General features: G+C 47.3%; 16 protein-coding genes. 8 read left to right on the forward strand and 8 right to left on the reverse strand.

From position 1 onward, the window contains the following. Positions 1-11: 11 nt before the first annotated feature. Entirely contained in the window at positions 12-488 is a 477-nt protein-coding gene (locus ABIC22_RS13345) for a DMT family transporter (RefSeq protein ID WP_354481343.1), read from the reverse strand. Positions 489-499: 11 nt separating this feature from the next. Further along, entirely contained in the window at positions 500-934 is a 435-nt protein-coding gene (locus ABIC22_RS13350; protein ID WP_227779964.1) for a DMT family transporter, read from the reverse strand. A 184-nt stretch (positions 935-1,118) separates the two neighbouring features. Between ABIC22_RS13350 and ABIC22_RS13355 the strand changes: the two genes are divergently transcribed. Beyond that, on the forward strand, positions 1,119-1,958 hold the full coding sequence (locus ABIC22_RS13355) for an AraC family transcriptional regulator (RefSeq protein ID WP_354481346.1): 840 nt from the start codon (positions 1,119-1,121) through the stop codon (positions 1,956-1,958). A 137-nt stretch (positions 1,959-2,095) separates the two neighbouring features. Then, complete coding sequence (locus ABIC22_RS13360) at positions 2,096-2,689, forward strand: TetR/AcrR family transcriptional regulator (protein WP_354481348.1); 594 nt, start codon at positions 2,096-2,098, stop codon at positions 2,687-2,689. A 138-nt stretch (positions 2,690-2,827) separates the two neighbouring features. Here the strand turns inward: ABIC22_RS13360 and ABIC22_RS13365 are convergent, their stop codons facing one another. The 5 genes from ABIC22_RS13365 to ABIC22_RS13385 form a co-directional block, all read right to left on the reverse strand. Continuing rightward, the gene (locus tag ABIC22_RS13365; RefSeq protein WP_354481351.1) at positions 2,828-4,771 is read right to left on the reverse strand and encodes an NAD(P)/FAD-dependent oxidoreductase; all 1,944 of its coding nucleotides are present in this window, start codon (positions 4,769-4,771) and stop codon (positions 2,828-2,830) included. A 305-nt stretch (positions 4,772-5,076) separates the two neighbouring features. Continuing rightward, positions 5,077-5,856: a PHP domain-containing protein gene (locus ABIC22_RS13370; protein ID WP_354481353.1), complete on the reverse strand. Its 780-nt coding sequence runs from the start codon at positions 5,854-5,856 to the stop codon at positions 5,077-5,079. A gap of 43 nt (positions 5,857-5,899) precedes the next feature. Further along, positions 5,900-6,727: an energy-coupling factor transporter transmembrane component T family protein gene (locus ABIC22_RS13375; RefSeq protein WP_127539711.1), complete on the reverse strand. Its 828-nt coding sequence runs from the start codon at positions 6,725-6,727 to the stop codon at positions 5,900-5,902. Beyond that, complete coding sequence (locus ABIC22_RS13380) at positions 6,702-8,573, reverse strand: ABC transporter ATP-binding protein (RefSeq protein WP_354481356.1); 1,872 nt, start codon at positions 8,571-8,573, stop codon at positions 6,702-6,704. Before ABIC22_RS13380 ends, ABIC22_RS13375 begins: the two co-directional genes overlap by 26 nt. Continuing rightward, positions 8,566-9,453 carry a DUF8171 family membrane protein gene (locus tag ABIC22_RS13385; protein WP_354481359.1) on the reverse strand — a complete coding sequence of 296 codons (888 nt, stop codon included), beginning with the start codon at positions 9,451-9,453 and terminating at the stop codon, positions 8,566-8,568. The genes ABIC22_RS13380 and ABIC22_RS13385 overlap by 8 nt, the downstream gene beginning before the upstream one ends. Positions 9,454-9,654: 201 nt before the next feature. Here ABIC22_RS13385 and ABIC22_RS13390 point away from each other — a divergent pair, with 201 nt between their 5' ends. The 6 genes from ABIC22_RS13390 (at position 9,655) to ABIC22_RS13415 (ending at position 16,657) form a co-directional block, all read left to right on the forward strand. Then, entirely contained in the window at positions 9,655-10,488 is an 834-nt protein-coding gene (locus ABIC22_RS13390; protein WP_354481362.1) for a MurR/RpiR family transcriptional regulator, read from the forward strand. Between the two features lie 122 nt (positions 10,489-10,610). Continuing rightward, positions 10,611-11,144: a VOC family protein gene (locus tag ABIC22_RS13395; RefSeq protein WP_354481365.1), complete on the forward strand. Its 534-nt coding sequence runs from the start codon at positions 10,611-10,613 to the stop codon at positions 11,142-11,144. Positions 11,145-11,559: 415 nt separating this feature from the next. Further along, positions 11,560-12,420: a methyl-accepting chemotaxis protein gene (locus ABIC22_RS13400; RefSeq protein WP_483312587.1), complete on the forward strand. Its 861-nt coding sequence runs from the start codon at positions 11,560-11,562 to the stop codon at positions 12,418-12,420. A 182-nt stretch (positions 12,421-12,602) separates the two neighbouring features. Continuing rightward, complete coding sequence (locus tag ABIC22_RS13405; protein WP_354481370.1) at positions 12,603-14,318, forward strand: spore germination protein; 1,716 nt, start codon at positions 12,603-12,605, stop codon at positions 14,316-14,318. Between the two features lie 39 nt (positions 14,319-14,357). Continuing rightward, complete coding sequence (locus ABIC22_RS13410; protein WP_127539716.1) at positions 14,358-15,458, forward strand: GerAB/ArcD/ProY family transporter; 1,101 nt, start codon at positions 14,358-14,360, stop codon at positions 15,456-15,458. Next, on the forward strand, positions 15,455-16,657 hold the full coding sequence (locus ABIC22_RS13415; RefSeq protein WP_354481374.1) for a Ger(x)C family spore germination protein: 1,203 nt from the start codon (positions 15,455-15,457) through the stop codon (positions 16,655-16,657). The genes ABIC22_RS13410 and ABIC22_RS13415 overlap by 4 nt, the downstream gene beginning before the upstream one ends. Before the next feature lie 88 nt (positions 16,658-16,745). Here the strand turns inward: ABIC22_RS13415 and ABIC22_RS13420 are convergent, their stop codons facing one another. Continuing rightward, positions 16,746-19,148, reverse strand: a complete 2,403-nt coding sequence (locus ABIC22_RS13420; RefSeq protein ID WP_354481377.1) for an ABC transporter permease — start codon at positions 19,146-19,148, stop codon at positions 16,746-16,748.

Genomic DNA, 19,148 nt, shown 5'->3' on the forward strand with positions numbered 1-19,148 from the left:
TTTTTACTCATTTACTTTGTAACTGTGACGCCCTGAGCTTCATCATTTTTTTCACTGAAAATCAAAGCTAGTGCAGCGAGCATCAAAACGAGAGAGACAGCCCGCTGCCAGGAAAACTCAATGAGCTCACTGCCGAACAGCCCCGTTGCATCGATAATAAAACCAGCAACAATCTGACCTACGATTGCCGTAAGGTTGGCAGGTGTTACCCCGAGTTTATTCACAGCAAAAGTTGATAGGAACAGATATCCAAAGCCCATGAACACAGCAGAGAGCTGCAATTTGGGTGCATGAAGCAAGTCGAGCAGGTGCCCACTGCCAAAAAAGTTAATCAGCACGGCGAGAATCAGTGTACCTGATGCAAAAGTGAAAAACACGGTCTCCAGCAGGCCGATATTACGGCTAATGGTGCCATTAATGGAGGACTGTGCACTAAGCACTGCTCCACCGATCAAAGTAACGATAACAATTAATAAACCTATGCCCATGGTGATCCTCCTTAGAATAAAGTTAGCGCCAGCGCGCCCAGCATCAATACCAAGGCGGCAATTCGTTTGCTCCCAACCGGTTTGCGGTTGCTCCCCAGCCATCCGTAATGATCAATCAGAATGCTGGTCACCATCTGTCCGACAACAATGGCAATCATGGAGATCCCTACGCCCACAATTGGAACACCAATGACCAAGGTCAGCAGGTAGATCACCCCGAGCAAACCACCAAGGAGGTTCCATTTTGGAAACTTGGTGATGGCAGAGAGATTTCCTTTGCCGAAAAAAATCAACAAAATCAGTGAGATGATCGCACCCATGAAGAAATTATAAAAATCAGCTTCCAGTGTGCCGACTTGTTCCCCAAGTTTGCCGTACAGTGCTCCCTCAAAACTTAGAAGAGCTCCTGTCGCAATGGCGATAATATAAAAAATCAGCTTTTTCAATTGATTTCGACTCCTTGAAATGTGATTAATTTGCAGTTGCATGACCCATCATAAGAAATTGGAGAGGCGAAGACAATGAAAGATCTTGCTTTGTTTTTCTGAAAAATTATAGATCTTGCTGTGGCAAACAGGGTATAGTATTACAGCTAGAGAGTGATTAAGTATGGATACAGGAGGGACAGCAATGAACGAGACAAGAAAAGAAACATCCTCCCGATTGCTGTACATAGGCAGAGTCAACGGTAATCCCAATTGGAATTTCCCAAGTCACATGCATGAGGATATCAGTGAAATCGTCTATGTGTCGGATGGGGAAGGCATTATTAAAATTAACGAACATCCCTATGCCGTGCAAAAAGGCGATCTGTTAATCTATAACCAGGGTGTCATTCATGAGCAATGTACCTCCCCGGTCTGTCCACTCAGCCTTTATTATTGTGGAATAGCCAATATCTATTCAGACGGGTCAAGGGGAGAACATATCATTTCCGATAACGCCTCTCCGTTTATCAAAACGGAAGCGTACGCTGGCAGAATCGGCGAGCTGCTTGACTTCATGTATGAGGAATCGTCCAATCAACAGGCAGGTTATGAGAAAATCTGTGAAGGATTGCTGGGTGCGCTGCTTGGCTTAGTACAGCGGTTGGTTCAACCGAATGTTTCACGGAAGCAGGATTCGGATCATCTGGCTGTGCGGATCAAGGAATATCTTGATGAGAACTACCTGCAGCACTTGAAACTGAAGGATATCGCTGCCCATTTTCATATGAATCCGTACTACTTATCCCATGTATTTAAGCACAAGTATGATGATTCCCCAATCCGTTACATTGTCTATAGAAGAATGGGAGAAGCGAAGTGCCTGCTGACCACGACAGACATGAAGGTGAGTGAGATCGCACATGTTTTGGGCTATCAAAATGCAAATTATTTCACCATTCTGTTCACCAAGACTATGGGCGAATCTCCTACCCAATACAAGAAAAATGAGCGTTCAGAACGTGTCGATCTAACAGAAACGTAACTTAACGCTGTAAGCATAGGGAGAGTGAATACCTTGCTCTACTTCATTAACTCATCATGGTGATGTTATGTATAATTAGAGGAAGGCCTAACGTCAGAGGCAGGCAAGTGTAAATAGTGAGGGGGCAGAGGACTGGATTGCGAAAACAAGGGGTTATCGGGAAAGAGAGCAGACGGCGACTACTGGAAGCTGCGACACAGGAATTCGCGTTAAATGGATTCTATCAAGCGAAAATAAGCTCCATCGTTGCGCGTGCAGGGGTAACGCAGCCTGCATTTTATCTTTATTTTGAGAGCAAGGAAGCTGCTTTTGCAGAGCTTATCGATGGTTTTCGAAATGGACTAATCCAGGTTGTTCGGGATAGTCATATCGAGGCAGGGAAGAACAGGGACGATCTCAAGGAAGCCGTCGTGGAATCATTGAGTCAGATCTACCGTTATCTCGGGGAGAATCCGGCGCTGACCCGGATCGGGCTGTATCAGTCCGCGGAGTCGGTGAGAATCAAAGCCGAAATTGCGGGTTTGATGGAGCAAAATTTGATTGCAGAACAACAAGCCGGATATTACAGGCTGGATCTGGATACGGTTTTCTTCGCCGAAGCTTTGGTTGCCATCGTGGAGCGGTTAACACTGATCAAGCTGCTGCCGGGGCACGAAACGCCATCCAAACTTGCTCGGATCACGCAGGATCTGTTTTTCTACGGAATTTTGGACACGAAGCATCGGGATTAAAATCCTATTGAATGAGATATGCAGATATCCAGGCTTTTTTGATTGGGTTATGGTTTTGCATTTGAATGCTAACCTAATACGATAACAGAAAGAGCCAGACTCCGTATTTGTCGAAGTCTGGCTCTATTCGAGTTACGGTTAGACTGCGCTCGCAGCATAAAAACCAGAGCGCACAGCAGTACCAACTTTACCAATTTTGACGCAATCGCCGATAAGGCTGGTTTTGGATTCGAACTTGGCTCGAATCTGCTCCGCTACGGTTGTATTTTTTCTCATACCAAAAGCATTAATCATCGTATCTGCCTCAATAAACACCTTGGAACCCTCCGCATTTTCCGCATATAAACCATTGGCTTCAAAGGAAAGGACTTTGTGCCCTCCGAGTATGGTCACCCCGTGACTTTCCAGCATGGGCATCAGAGCTGCCCGATTAATGTACATCACATCTTGTCCCGCTTCCGGACGCATCTCCACAATGGTCACTTTTTTACCTTCCATGGCCAGCTCAAGTCCCAGGTCACATCCTGTTAAACCGCCGCCCGTGATGACAATCTGTTCGCCGCGAACAAGCTCCTTCTGCAAATGAGCCTCGATGGCCCCAACGACATGATCATTATCAATTCCTGGGATAGGCGGGATGAGAGGAACTGCTCCTGCTCCAATGAAAATGTGATCGGCCGATTGGAGTGCTGGATCATCCGGTTTAACCTCATGATTCAGACGCAATTGCACATGAAGCTGCTTTAACTGCCGTTCATACCAGCCAATCAAGGCACGCAGCTGACCTTTGAATTCCGGCGTAGCCGCGCTGGTTACCTGTCCGCCAATCGCTGCCTCTTTCTCATACAAAGTAACCTCATGACCTTTGATTGCAGCTACACGGGCTGCTTCAAGTCCGGATGGACCGCCGCCTACAACAACAATTTTCTTCGGTGTCTCCGCAGGTTCTATGGTAAATCGCTTTTCATTCGCGGCCTGAATATTAACCGCACAGCTGATTTTGGTGTTGCGCTCAATAATGCGACCGATGCACTCCTCGTTACAACGAATACACGGACGGATATCTTCGCGCATATTATTGCGCAGCTTGTTCGGAAGCTCGGCATCGGCGATGAGCGCACGGCCGAACATGACAAAATCGGCATCGCCGGAAGCTATTAACCGTACTGCACTCTCAGGAGTATGGCTGCCCGAGTTCAGGATGGGAATGTTCACTGCTTGCCGGGCAGGTGCACACATGTAGTCCATACAGGCATCACCCAGATAGGCTGGTGGGAAAATGTAATCGATTCTCTCGTAGGAGCCTGCATCGATATCAATAGCATCCACGCCGGCACGTTCCAGAATCTGAAGCATCTCCAGACTATCCTCAACTGTACGGCCGCCTTCAAAGCGATGATCCAGCGCGATTCGGAACAAGATAGGCATGTTAGGACCTACAGCCTTGCGAATCGCCTGAACAATCTCAACCGCAAATCGCATACGCTTCTCGGTACTGCCTCCATATTCATCTTCGCGTTTGTTCCAGATGGGGGACATGAACTGGTCTATCAGATAACCGGCATGGGCATGAATCTCGATTCCATCGAATCCCGCCCGTTTCAGCCTGGCAGCTGAATCGGTAAATTGATCCATGATCGTCTGAATTTCCTCCACGGTGAGTGGATGACATAGAACCTCCGGATTATAGATGGCAGGGATGGCCGAGGCGGATACCGGGGGCTTGCCTGAACGATCTGGCAGTGCATTACGCCCAGTTCCGCAGCTTAACTGAGCGATAATCCGGGTACCGTAACGCTGCACCGCATCCACAAGATCGGTAAGCATTGGCACGACATAATCTTTTTCAACGATGCCTTCCAATACACCCTGCGCCAAATCTTCGGTCAAAAATTGTGCACCTAGGATGATCATGCCTGCGCCACCTTTGGCACGTTCTTCATAGTAATCAATCTCTTCGAGTGAGATTCGGCCATCGGGACCGGCAGAGTTGGTCCCCATGGGAGACATGACTATTCGATTTTTCACTTCCATGCTTCCGATGTGGAAGGGGGTGAACAGCTTTTCATAAGGATGACTCATGTTCATATACCTCCTGTTGTTCTGGTTGGTGGACTTGATCAATAAATGAATTCTAGAAATTTCACTGAAATAGGTTACTGGTGAGTAATATAATGGATAAGCTCATGGTAATCCTTTTGAATGATATTAAAAGTGAAAAAAATCACAAGCACGCGTACAATGTCTATGAAAGTGTACACCAGTCAGTGTTGCTTGCCGCACTAATCCTAGATGAATTAGAGGGACGAGGGCAGATGGTCTCAAGGGACGGTGGATAAAAAGGTCTGCAGGAATGTTTCCTGCAGGCCCAATCTTAATCCATGCGATTAAACCCCCTGCAAGCTGGCGGCTTCGAGCTTGGCAAGACGTTTCATGACTTTCTTCAGCATTACCGAGGCTTTGACGCGAAGAGGAAGATCGGGAGAGATTTCAATGGTGTAGTGCCCGGCAGCGATCAGCTCTTTCATTTCGGCAACAGAGGCACAAGGACGGTCCAATACATTAAATACACTGCCGTATTGCAGACATTGGTGCGTATCACTTCCGGCTGTTACGGGTTTGCCCAGGGACTGGGCGAACGTTTCAACCTGACTGCGGCAGGTCTGGATACCGGTTTTGTACATATCTTTGGCATTCAAGTCGAAGGCATCCAGACGTCCAAGCAGACCTGGGTCCAGCTCATACAGAGGGGTCGATTCCCGGAAAGGATGTGCACCAATTTTGAACAGGGGCCAGGCTTCGGCCAGACCCAGCAGGTCGGCAAAGGGAATAAATGACCCCTTGGCAGTATAATTTTCCAGCCCGGCACGAACGGCAAGGATATGCTTTTTTTGACCAATGAGCAAAATATGTCCGGTCTCTTGAATGTCTACTTCCATCCCTGGGAAAATGCGCAGTCCGTCCGCGTCATAATATTCTCCGTTGTAGGGGTAGAGGCGATCCAGCGTCTCATAAACATCGTAGAAGTGGCGAGTGTTGAAATGTTCGGTAAGCGCGAGGGCATCCAGTCCGCTGGCCTTGGCTTCGGCGACCATTTCAGTGAAGTAGTCGACAGAGAAATCAGAGTTTTTGGATAATTTGCCGTGAGTATGAAGATCAATACGCATGTAAAGACACTCCTTTTATTCCATGAATGGTTAAGTATATGAATTACAAAATTTCGTAATGTGCGCCGAGCCAGAACAGGAGGACAACATAGATGGCTGACCCGACAAGAAAACCGATATCGCGTGGGGTAAGCTTCAGATGGGCCAGCTTCAGCCGTTTCGAATCCGGATTCTTCATTCCGTAAGAGAAACCACGGGTTTCGAGTGCTTCCACAGTGGTACGGGAACGTTTGGCGGTTGCGAGCATTAACGGGAAAAAGGATACAACAAACAGTTTCATGTAGTAGACAACAAGCCGCCAGTAGAACCAGCCATGGCTGGAAGGGACCTGACCCCGCAATCTGTACGACAGCATAATGTTGCGGAATTCACCAAACAACACGGGCAAAATGCGGTACGCATACGATAGGCTGAACGAGAATGCTGCGGGCATTCCGAGTGCCAGCAAGCCATCCCCGATTCGTTCCGGGTCCATACCCGAAAAGACAGTGATGCTTGCCAGGGATACGATCGACAGCTTCAGGGTTAGGAGTAATAACGGAAATGCGGATTCCAGGTTCCCCCCGAAGAACAGTGAGATAATAAACATCCAGCCCACCTGACCGATCAGCCCCAGACATAGAATAATGATGATGAAGGGAGCGGCGCGGGACAGAATGGTCGTGGTGACCATGAGCATAAACATGCCGAGCAGCACCGTGCCGTTATGAACGAACCAGGGAACGATGGCAAAGAAGAGATACCAGATGAGCATGACACGCGGATCAATTCGGGACAGACTCGCATGACCGCTGCCATATACGGTATTCATCAACTCCAGCTGAATGCGTTCAATGGATATTTTGTCAAACCAGTTGCGGACAAGCTGCATCAATGTCTTCCTCCTTGGTAAACGAATGATTCGAATGATTCAAAAGGTTCTCCACAAATGTCTCGGGAGTCGGACAGAGTGCGGATAGACCCAACCGATGAGATAGTTCCATCATTTGAGTTAGGGCAAGTCCAGAGCGGCGCAGAAGCGGCTCATCGGCAAACACCTCGGCAGGTGTCCCATCTGCTTTAACACGTCCATCGTGCAGCACGATGACACGACTGGCCCATTGGGTAACCAGCTGCATATCATGAGTTGCAATCACCGTTGTCCGCACATGCTGATCTAGTTCATCCAATACGCCGATCAGTTCTTCTCGCGTAGCCAGATCCAGGTTGGCGGTAGGCTCATCAAGCAGCATAAGAGAAGGTTTCATGGCCGCGCCGATCGCAAGGGTAACGCGTCGCTGTTGTCCACCGCTAAGGAGACGGGCATCCCGTTCCTGTAACGGGGTAAGCCGAAAACGATTGAGTACATGTGCGATTTGTTCATCGGCTCCCTGGATGCGGCGGGTTCTCAAGAAATATGAAACCTCTTTGCGCACACTGTCTTCAATAAACATCTCGGCAGATTGTTGGAAAATATAAGCGACTCGGCCAGCCAGCTGTTCCAAAGATGAACGATGGGTGATATCCCCAAGCACGCGGACACTGCCTTCCTGAGGCAGACTGATGCCGGCCATGAGCCGGAGTAGTGAAGACTTGCCTGCCCCGTTATTGCCCACGAGGGCAATCCGTTCTCCTTCATGGAGTGAAAAGTTAACACCACGAATAATCTCATGTTCTTTTTTGCCAAGCCCTCTATATCGCAGACGTGTATCCTTGAATTGAACAATCGGCAGAGAAGCAGCATGTGCATGTTCTTCAGAACAGGACTGTACCTTGCTCTCCGCAGGATGGGGCTGTCTGCCCTGATTGGCCAGTAGTGCGGATATCGCAGCAGTGTGCTTTTTATGAAAATAAACCGCGGCTTCCTCCACCGTGATTGGAAAGAGCTGATGATGCAGCTGCTCGGGTTGGGTTGCCTGATTTTGTTTCAATAATGGAACAGCCTGAATGGCTGCACGGGTCACTTCAGGAGGCTGAATACCAAGCCGCTCCAGATCTGCAATCCGATTCAATCCTTCCTTAACGGGCAAATTCCACAGAACGCGACCTTTGTCCATCAGGACCACATCCGCACAGAAGTCAGCGATAAATTCGGTATGATGCTCGATGACAATAATGGTCTTCCCGTGCTCCTTATTCAAACGGGACAAGCATTCGTAGATCAGTCTGGCATGTTGGGGATCCAGCTGTGAGACGGGTTCGTCCACGATAAGTATGTCAGGGTCCATCGACAGTGCCCCGGCAAGTGCAAGAAGATGCTTTTGTCCGCCGCTCAGTTCCCAGATGTACCGATTATGGATCAAGTCCAGCCCGCACATCGCCAGCGCACGTTCGCCCAGCTCCTTATAGTTGGCCAGCCCGTAATTCAGCGGGGCAAAACATGCTTCATCCAGCACGGTTGGACGCACCAGCTGATTATCAAAATCCTGATAGACATATCCAATTTGTCTGGACAGATCTGCAACACTTTGCCCAGCCGCTGAGACTCCCAGTACATGGACTTCACCCGCAAAGTCACCCGTATAGAACTGGGGGATCAGGCCGTTAAACAATTTGCACATCGTTGACTTGCCACATCCGTTGCCTCCGATAATCGCAGTGAAGCTTCCGCGGAAGAGCTCAAGTGAGGCTCCATTCAGAACAGGTTCTTCCGAACCGGGATAGGTAAACGTAACATCATGAATGGCAATAGCGGTATCGGGTGAAGAAGCAGGGTGGGAAGAATGTATATTAGGCATAAGGGCGATTCTCCGTACCTGAAATGCCTTTGCTTTTGCTTCGTTTCACTCGCATGATCCAAAGTGTTACGACCGCGATGAATGCAGCAGCACTGATACTGATCCAAATCGAGGCTGAGCCGTATTGATCGGCATAGTCCGTTTCCCACACGGCGAAGTTGATGTCCATCTCGGACAGGGATTCCGCGCCAAAAGCCAGTGCAAGCAGCAGCAGACCGATCAGGAACAGCTTCGGACGGAAGAAGCCGACACCTTCATATTTCATGCCAGGATTACGAGGTTTAATACCGAGCAGTGGTTCGATTTTGCCATAGAGAAGGGGAACAAGGTACAACGTAGGCAGCAGAGCGAACAGGATACCCGAGAATAATACGTCGTTCAGGAATCCAACGCCTTCAATCAGCACAACACTCTCGGCAAGTCCGGGAACGGCTTCGAGTTCTTCCACGCCAATCCATACTTTGCCGATATCGACTAATGAACTGAGAAATTGATGAATGATGACTCCAGTCATAGCTGCGACGCCGACTTGCCTGCGATTGCGGGGATCACTGACCATACGGCCTGCGACATACATCGCGAAGGAAAAGGTAATGAATTTCTCCAGTTCACCGAGTCCGCCAAATTGGCCCAGCATCAGTTCACCGAAGATGACTTCACCAAGAGCAGCACCGAGAGCCGCAATCATGGGATGGAACAGGATGCAGAGCGTCAGTGGAATAAAAGCAAAATATTCAACCGACAATTCAATCGGTCCAAGCTGCAGCTTGGGAATGAGCTCTGTAAACATGTTGGATAAGCCGTACAGAGACATGGAAAGCACAAACACCATCATTTTCTGTGAAGACGTCAGCGTATAACGCTCAGTCATCTTCTTCATCGATACATACCTCCCTGAATGTGGTTGATCATAGCCACAGTCTAGGGGCAGAGTATTAACGCAAAAGGAGAGATTTGTAAATCGATTGTAATATTTATTACAGATATAAAAAATAAATGAAAAATTTATTACATAGATAAACCACTTGATCACAGGCCAGCTGGTATACTGATGGCAGAGCGAGAAAAGGAGTGATCCGGAATGAATTTATTTGCCCAAAAAGAACAGCTGTCACCTGGTCATCTGAAAATTGCCGATTTTGTTGAACGTAACCCCGAAGAGATCTTATTCATGACGGAGCAGGAAATTGCCGACAAGCTCGGAGTCAGTATAGCCACCGTTTCCCGCTTCTGGCGTGCCGTTGGGTATGACAATGCCAAAGCGTTCAAAATCCGGCTGCGCACCTCCGAGGACACGACACCTGCACTCAAATTAAATAAAACAATTTCCCGCATGGATACAAGCAGCTTGCCAGTGCAATTGTTGGAAGCCTCCGTGTCCCATCTGCAGGAGACGTTATCCCATATGAAGCAGGGAGATCTGGAGCATGCCGCTTCCATTCTTGCTGAAGCCAGAAGAGTATATATCTATGCGCCTGGGCCCTCAGCCGGTTTGGCAGAGCTGCTGTCATTCCGGTTATCGAGATTTGGATTAACGGTCATTCAACTGGCCGGAAGCGGACATGAATTGCTGGAATCCCTGATGCACATGCAGCAGGAGGACATGGTCTTACTGATGAGCTTTACCCGTCTGCTGCCTGAAGCAGAAGTTATTCTGGATTATGCCAAGGAAGTAAACAGCAAGTCCGTACTCGTGACAGACCGGGAGGATTTGTTATACGGACTGGCAACGGAATTGTCTTTCTATGTGAGCCGCGGTGAGCTCGGGGAGTTCCATTCCATGGTTACTCCGCTTCTGCTTATGGAGCAGTTGGTGCTCGCTGTTGGGTTATTGCAGAAGGAGCTGGCGTTATCCAAGCTGGAGAGGCTTGCTGAACTGCGCAGTAAGTATGCGGATAAGCTGCCTCGCGGATAATTACGGATATTGCGAATCATCTGGCATGGTTATGCTTCTCCTCATTTGGTGTAAAAACATAGATAAGAGCAATTGCTGTTGCTCACGAGCATGTTGAATTACATATGGAATGAGGAGATCGTATGACAACAAGAGGAATAGACCATATAGGGATTACTGTGCCGGATGTGGAACAAGCGACTGTTTTTCTTCAGCAGGCATTCGGCGCCAGACTTGTATATGACAACATTACGCCTCAGGATCCCCCGCAGGAAGGTCCCGAAGCAGAACGGAAGCTGGGGCTTCGACCTGGAGCCAAGGCCAATCATATTCGAATGTTATCTGTCGGGGAAAGCGCCAGTATTGAACTATTTCAGTTTGCAAATACCGAGCAGAATGATCCTGCCAGGGCATCAGACTTCGGTGTACAGCATGTAGCCTTATATGTGGATCAGATGGAGAACGCGGTGAAACGATTCACAGAGGCAGGAGGAGAGCTTCTCTCCGAGCCCAGTGCATTGTCCGGCCCAATCGAAGGCGGGGAAGGAAATCAATTTGTATATGGACGTGCACCGTGGGGCATGTTGATTGAACTGATCTCCTACCCGGCCGGCATAGATTATCCCCAGGATAGTGAGGATCAACGGTGGACACCTAAGGCAGGAAGGACTGATTAGAGACAGGGAAGGCCAATTCATGTTGATGTGCTGGGCGTGCTCCTTGTGAGGACTGTTTCGGATGAAACGGTCCTTTTTTTGTGCGTATTTGTCCATTTACGTGTTGATACGTTGATAATAAAATGAGGTTTAGTCTATTAAGTTTACCAAAATAAGATTATGCAAAATTTTTTTGGGTAAATCAAAGATAAGTGATCCAAATGTCCTCAATTGGGGTATCAATAGTAGAAGCGTTCAGAACGATCACGTGAATACATAAAAATTGGAGAAGACTGATTTCCATTTTTGAATTCTGCACAGGGATAATCTACGAAAAAATAAGCGATAAGCATAAGATTATGGGGGAAATGAAGTGCCTATAGTAGAGTTGGACAAGAAAAAAGACGTTGTCACAGATGCGCTGGTCATTAAGGCCATGGAAAAAAGTCTGGCGATCATTCGTTTTGACCTGGATCGGCGGGTGACTTATGTCAATGAGACATTTGCTCGTACGATGGGATATCAGGTAGATGAAATGTACGGGATGCATCATCGGCAATTATGCTTTGCTGATTTCGCAAACAGCCTGGATTATGAGTTGTTCTGGAACAGTATCTTTAACGGCGTAAGCTTTCAGGACAAGATCGAGCGTAAGGATGCTAGTGGCAACTCCGTATGGCTTGAAGCAACATATATGCCCGTCTACGATGAGAATAATGAGAGAATTCTGGGCGTCTCCAAAATTGCCACTAACATTACAAACCGTCAGAAAAACATCTCGGCCGTAGTCCATGAATTGAAAACGATGTCACATGAGATGAACGAGCATGCGGATATTGGGATTGAACGCAGTCGTGAGCTGCAGTCCAGCATCACAGAAATTTCAGAGGTTTCGGCTCATAACCGTGCTACTTTGGCTGATTTGCAGGAGCAAGCAGGCTCAATCCAAGGTGTTGTCAAAACCATTCAGCAGATTGCATCGCAGACACAGCTGCTCGCACTGAATGCTGCCATCGAAGCTGCACATGCAGGTGAGTACGGACGCGGCTTCGATGTTGTGGCGAAGGAAGTCAGAAAGTTGTCTGCCATGGTGACCGATTCCATTAATGAAATCCGCGATAGTGTGAAGGGCATAACAAAGGAGATTAAGAACATATCCAGCGGTGCACAAAAAGTCGAAGGGTATGCGCAGCAAAGTCAGCAGCAGATTGAAGTGGCTTTGAAAGATTTCACAACGATTGCGGAGTCAGCTCAGTTACTTGATGCCAAGGCGCAGCAAGTTACCAAGATCGTTTAAGATGTAACTCTCTTCTATAAATTAACTTAAACAATGAAATAACGAAGCAGGTTCCCGAAACAAGGGGCCTGCTTTTTATGATGCCAAAAAAACGGGAATTATTGTGAGCCTTCAGGGAAAGAATACTCAGAAATACATGTAGGTTCAGGTTTGCAGCATAGAGAAATGTTGGGGTGAGGGCGATGTGGTCTACAATTTTATCGTTTGTCCCCGGTTGGGGAATATGGCTGCAGGCTTTTTTGGTCGTGGCTATTCCGCTTGTCATATTAAAAGCAGCCCGATGGCTGAGTTCTTCCATCAGAAAGGGAGCATTCACCAAAGCCGATTCACAGCAAAAGCAAGACTCTGGTGATTCCTCATCGAATGGTGCTGACCAGGCACAGGGAAGTGAAACCGGCGCGTATGCGAACATCAAGCTTACGGGACACTACGCCACAGATTTGATCAGTTCAAGAGAAACGTTTGGCCAGAATGCCGACGTACATATTCGGGAATTTTTCATCTATGGTACAGATACGCCTGCAGCTGTCATGTATGTTGATGGTTTGGTTGACCAGAATATGGTCGACGAACACTTGATTACTCCTCTTATGTTGAGAGGCGTACCTGAGCTGAAACAGGATGCTTTCTTACATCCGGATAATGCTCATCTACTTAAGGGTTATCTGAAAAATCATTTGCTGCCTGTCAGTCAGGTAGAGGAAACCGAATCACTTCAGGAACTTGCTCTGGCTGTGCTCTCCGGGAAAAATGCTCTGATTATGGAAGGGATGCCTGGAGCTCTTCTGATTGGGTCAGCGAAAGGAAAAACACGCAGCGTTGAGGAGCCGTTGTCTGAAGCCCTGCTCCGTGGTCCGCGAATTGGTTTTACGGAAAGTCTCAGTGATAATACGGGGGTACTCCGGCGATATGGCAGTAACCAGAGCCTGTTCATACAGAAATATGAAGTAGGTACACGGATCAAAAAGGATTTGGTAATTGCGTATATTGAGGACATTGCGAACGCGGATATTGTAGCTGAAGTAAAAAAGCGCATCGAGAAGCTGGACGTGGACGCCATGCTGGAATCCGGTTATATAGAGCAGCTTATTGAGGATGATCAACTGAGTCCTTTTCAACAAGTGCAAAATACCGAGAGACCGGACCGGGTGATCAGTGCCTTGCTTGAAGGACGTGTTGCCATATTGCTGGATGGTACACCCTTCGCATTGATTGTGCCGACAACATTCAGCATGCTGCTGCAATCCCCTGAAGACTACTATGAGCGATGGATTCCAGGTACATTTCTCCGCATGCTTCGTTTTCTGGCAGCGATGATTGCACTTCTTGCGCCTGCCTTATATATTTCGTTTATTTCTTTTCATCCCGGTCTGATTCCGACCAAACTGGCTTTGACCATTATTGAGACGCGAAAGGGAGTACCGTTTCCCTCCATTATTGAAGCCCTCATTATGGAGACGGCCATTGAGATATTGCGTGAAGCCGGCATACGTCTGCCGAAACCGATTGGACCTGCCATGGGAATCGTCGGTGGTCTCATTATTGGGGATGCGGCTGTACAGGCAGGGATTGTCAGTCCGTTTCTCGTTATTGTCGTCGCCGTTACGGCAATATCGTCCTTCTCCATTCCAACCTACAGTGCAGGGATTACGCTGCGGATTCTGCGTTTCATCGGCATGTTTAGTGCGGCTATACTTGGCTTGTACGGCGTCGTTTTGTTTATCCTGCTACTCTGCAGTCATCTTGCACGATTACAGAGCTTTGGCGTTCCATATGTCAGCCCGAGTGTTCCTTATAGATTATCGGACTGGAAAGACTTTCTGATCAGGGCACCGCTCAGCATGATGAGGAAACGCCCATACATGATGAAACCCGAAGATCAGGATCGCAAGAAATGAGGATAAGGCTATGATACTGATGAGGAAGAGGTGAAACCAATGAAGCCTTCCTACACTCCCATAACAACAACCCAGGCTGCAATAATGATCATTAACTATATGCTGGGAGCAGGCATCCTGACCTTGCCGCGGACAACGGTGGAAGCCGTGGATACACCTGATGTCTGGATTTCCATTATCATCTCGGGTGTAATCATTATGCTCATTGGTTTCATCATGATCATGCTGTGCCGAAGATTTCCAGGGAAAACCGTGTTTCAGTTTGTTCCGGAGATTACCGGCAAGTGGATAGCCATGCTAATCAGTATGGCTATTATCCTATATTTCATCATTATCTCTGCATTTGAAGTCAGGGTTTTGGCGGAAGTGACCAATTTATATCTGCTTGAGCGTACGCCAACTTGGGCGATTGTGATGGGCTTTATGTGGATCGGGATCTACCTGATATCGGGAGGACTGAATGCGATTGTTCGGTTGTTCGAGATTATTTTGCCGATCACAATTGTTATCTTTGTCATAGCGATCCTTCTCAGCAGCAAAGTATTTGAGATTAACAATCTGAGACCTGTGCTCGGTGAAGGATTTATGCCGGTTATCAAAGGGTTGAAGCCTTCCCTTTTGTCATATACAGGCTATGAGATCATGTTTGTCGTCATGGCTTATATGAAGAACCCTGAAAAGGGAAATAAGGCAATTGTCTGGGGAACGGCAATTCCTACATTAATCTATCTGGTAACGGTTGTTATGGTGGTGGGCAGCTTGTCCATTAATGGCATGAAGACCCGAACCTGGCCTACACTCGATTTGATGAGAAGTTTTGAGATTCAGGGATTGATATTTGAACGGTTTGAATCGTTACTGCTGGTCATCTGGATTATGCAAATTTTTTCGACATTTACCGTCACCTTGTATGCAGCATCCATAGGATGCGCTCAATTGTTCAAACGAAAGGAAATATTGGGAGCCATGTTTATATTAGTTTCCATTATTTATTTTGTTGGCTCTCTTCCGAACGACGTCAACCAGACATTTGCATTAGGGGATTTTGTGGGAGAAGCATCTGTCTATCTATTTGCAATCCTACCATCCCTTTTGCTGCTGTTGAGCTTTATCCGCAAGAAAGGAGGCAGACAGAAATGATTTTTCCCTGGAAGAAAATAATAGGGTTTTCTGCAGCCTTATGTCTGTTGTTTACCCAAACCGGATGTTGGAGCAGCAAAGAGATCGAGGATCTGGGCGTCTACGTGGCTCTGGGGATTGATGCCCCCGAGCAAACTGAATTCGAAAAGGATGTAAACGCCCACGGTGGTCATTATCCAAAAGAGAATAACCTAACTGCTACAGTGCAGATTGTCCCCAAGGATTCTTCGAAACCCAATAGCCAGCAAGGCTCTCCCGCAGCGGGTAAATCCTACTTTAATGAACAATTAACGGGGGATTCGCTATTAGAAATTTTCCGTCAGTTTGCACTTAGAAGAGATCGTCCCCTTATCGGGCATCATTTGAAAGTTATCGTCGTTTCGCAAGAAATTTCACGGAAGTACAGCTTGGAACAATTACTTGACTTTGTATTGCGAGATAACGATATCCGGCCAAGCTGCCTGGTCGTGGTGAGTGATGAAAAAGCCATTGATGCTCTATACTCCAATGATCCTAGTGAAATTCCGGCATTTTATCTGACTGGCCTTGTTGACAATTCATACTTGTCGAACAAAATTATGCCCGCCGTGTCACTAGCTAAGTTGGACGCAACCATGCAGTCTGGCAGAAGCTTTCTCCTCCAAAATGTCATCTCCTATAAAGGCGAACATAAATTTTCAGGCGCAGGGATCTATCACTCGAAGACAAAACGCCTTATTGGGACTTTAAGCCAAGTCGATCTCGAAGGATTGTCGTGGATTCAGGAAAGACCAAAGGGAGGTGTATTAAAAACCTATGAGGCCCGAACCGGGAGTACGATCGTATATGAGATTAAGCACACTAAAGGCAAAATTATTCCTACCGTCCATGGAGACGATATCTCATTTCATATCAAGGTGGAATCGGAAGGATGGTTCATGGAAGATTGGACAGTTCCTGAAGCATCGGGAGACGAAGGTTACATTCATAAACTGGAGGAGGACTTCAAAAAAATCGCTGAGCAGCAGGTAAAACAGGTTCTGGACAAAATGCAGCATACGTACAAAGTGGATGTTGGCGGGTTTGGCGAGAAACTGCGCATCAAATATCCAAAAGTATGGAAAAAGGTTAAACCGGATTGGGACAACACATTCAGTCAAATCCCGATTACCTACGATATTAAAATCAAAATCAAAAATCAGGGGTCTTCGACGGAGTAAGATCTGAAGGAGTAATCAGAACAAGCCATACAGCCTTTTCAAACCCGTGAAGGATCTGAGAAGGCTGTTTCACATGCCCAAGTCAAAGTTATTCAATAGCCAGCATACGTGGCGATGTGTCCTGAATGACACGGGAGGAGAACCAGGAGCCGAGAGCTGCTGCAATTATGCCGATGCAAGCGAATAGAACAATTCCAACCCCATTCAGAATAAGAGGAAGCTGTACTATGCCATAGTCAGCAAGGATCATCTCAAGGAGAACAGGCAGCACATACACGCCAACCAGGATTCCCAGCAGGGCGCCCATAGCAGATAGGAGCGATATTCCCATGGCAATAGACAGCCGAATGCGACGCGAGGTTAATCCAAGCGATTTGTAGATCCCGTACGTTCTGCTTTCTTTGCGGATACTAATCCGGCAGGTGCTGAAAATAATAATAAATGTGACCAGGATGAACAGCAGCCCAATCAGGCTCACGGGATAAATTAAAATGTCAGCCGCTTCAGCATAGACTGAATCAAGTAAAGTCTTTTGGGTGACAACAGAAGCCGAATCTTTAAATTCATTGTTTAGTTCCTCTGCTACCTGTTCTGCTTCCAGCGGATCCATCAAATTAATGAAGATGGCATCGAAATCGCTGTAATTCGGACGTATGGAACTCATGGCCTCCATCGTAATTCGTCCCGAGATGGACATATTGGCAATCGCTTGATAAATTCCTGTGATGAGGAATGTGCGCTTTTCCCCTTCAATATAAAGTTCCAGGAAGTCACCCGGCTTTTTGTTTAATGAATTAGCTACACCCACGCCGATGGCAATTTCATTCTCCTGCTGCGGGTTATTTCCCTCTAATGTCTCAAATCCAAGATCCTGGTAACTTCCTTCCAGTACACTCAGAGCCAGACTGGTGGATTGCCCCTCTGCATCTGCTGAATAGTCTCCGCTGATTACGCCAGTCATATTTCCTTGCCAGCCTGCATTTTTGATTCTCGGATCGTCTTGTAACCATTGCTTGAATTCTTCTTCGGGAAATGTACTTTTATTAACAACGACAGCGGCGATGTTTGCATTGTCATAACCCCACTGGGCAGCAGTTTGAGCAATTCCGGTGATACTGGTTAACAGAACAAAACCCAAAACCAGTACGGAAGAGGCTGTTGTTGTCAGCAAGAGCATTAGAATAGAACTTTTGATGTTTTTGGTGACATGGCGGACTCCGATAACTGCAGCTACTGGAAGGCGAGCGAACCCGAAGAGACTGGTTAGCGGGGAGTTCATTCTCCGTGCCATCCGGCTATTGTCCAGCTCCGACATTCCATAACGGATGGCCTGAACTGGCTGAATACTCCGTGCTTTTTTGGCATACATCACAACGAACAAAAGGATCATAGCGAACAGGAATACGCCCACAAGCATGGCTGAGCCTATCCCCTCGACCGAGATGTCACGATTTCCCACGCGAAGAGAAGACACGGAAATATTGATGATGAATTTGGATATCCATATACTGAGCCCAAGTCCCGGAAGGATGGCTATACAGGAAAGCATGAAATACTGCATGACATAAGTGCCGATGGTTTTTGCCGAGGTCAGACCGAGTGATTTCAGAATGCCAATCGTTTTATAGTTGGCCAGGATGGCATCCGAAATCGTAAATCCTATCGTAATCAGAGCGATGGCAAGCATGACAACTCCTAGGAAAATCATGATGAATCCAATGATTTGATTAATGATCAGATAGAAAGAAGAGATGCCCTCAAACTCCATCTTGGTTTCCAGAAACGGACTGCCTGCCTCAAGTGAGTACCGTTCCCAATAGCTTGAATTGGCACTATAATCGTCGAAATGGATACCCAGCATATAATTATCGTTTCCCGGAAGAGACTGAACATGCTTCGAATAATCGGAAGGGTTCATCCAGACTCGTGCTGTATTGGTGAAGGGTGCCCCATAGGGGACATCGACTACACTGCCGGATACGTTCAATTTGATGGTAGTGCTCCCCGTTTTGAAGCCGATAGTATCTCCGGCCGAGACACCGTACGCATTGGCCATGGAAGTGGGAATCCAGACCGAACCTGGCTCGGGAACCGCTTCTGGTGTTCCACTAGAAAAAATAAGCTTATCCACAACCCGCGGAGTTGACGGGGTATTCATCATGTAAAGGTAAATATTAGGGATATCCGTGCCATGAAACGAGATGCCCGATAACGTTCGGTACGTTAGCAGTTCAGACACTTCAACGCCTTCCTGGGAAGCCCACCAAGAGTGAACAGCCTTTGGATCATTCAGGCCTTTATCAAAAGTCAAAATCTGATGAGATCCATTGGTGTGGGTATGCATTTCTCTAAACTGATTACCTGTGTTGGCCAGAATCATGACAGCTGTAGACAACAGCAGCGTGGATAGAAGAATGAGCAGAGCGATAAACGAGTTTTGTATTTTGCTTCTGCCTAGATAGGAGAGGCTAAGTTTCAACATGACAGCCAT

The sequence above is a fragment of the Paenibacillus sp. PvP094 genome (genome assembly GCF_040546835.1).
Classification (GTDB): Bacteria; Bacillota; Bacilli; order Paenibacillales; family Paenibacillaceae; genus Paenibacillus; species Paenibacillus illinoisensis.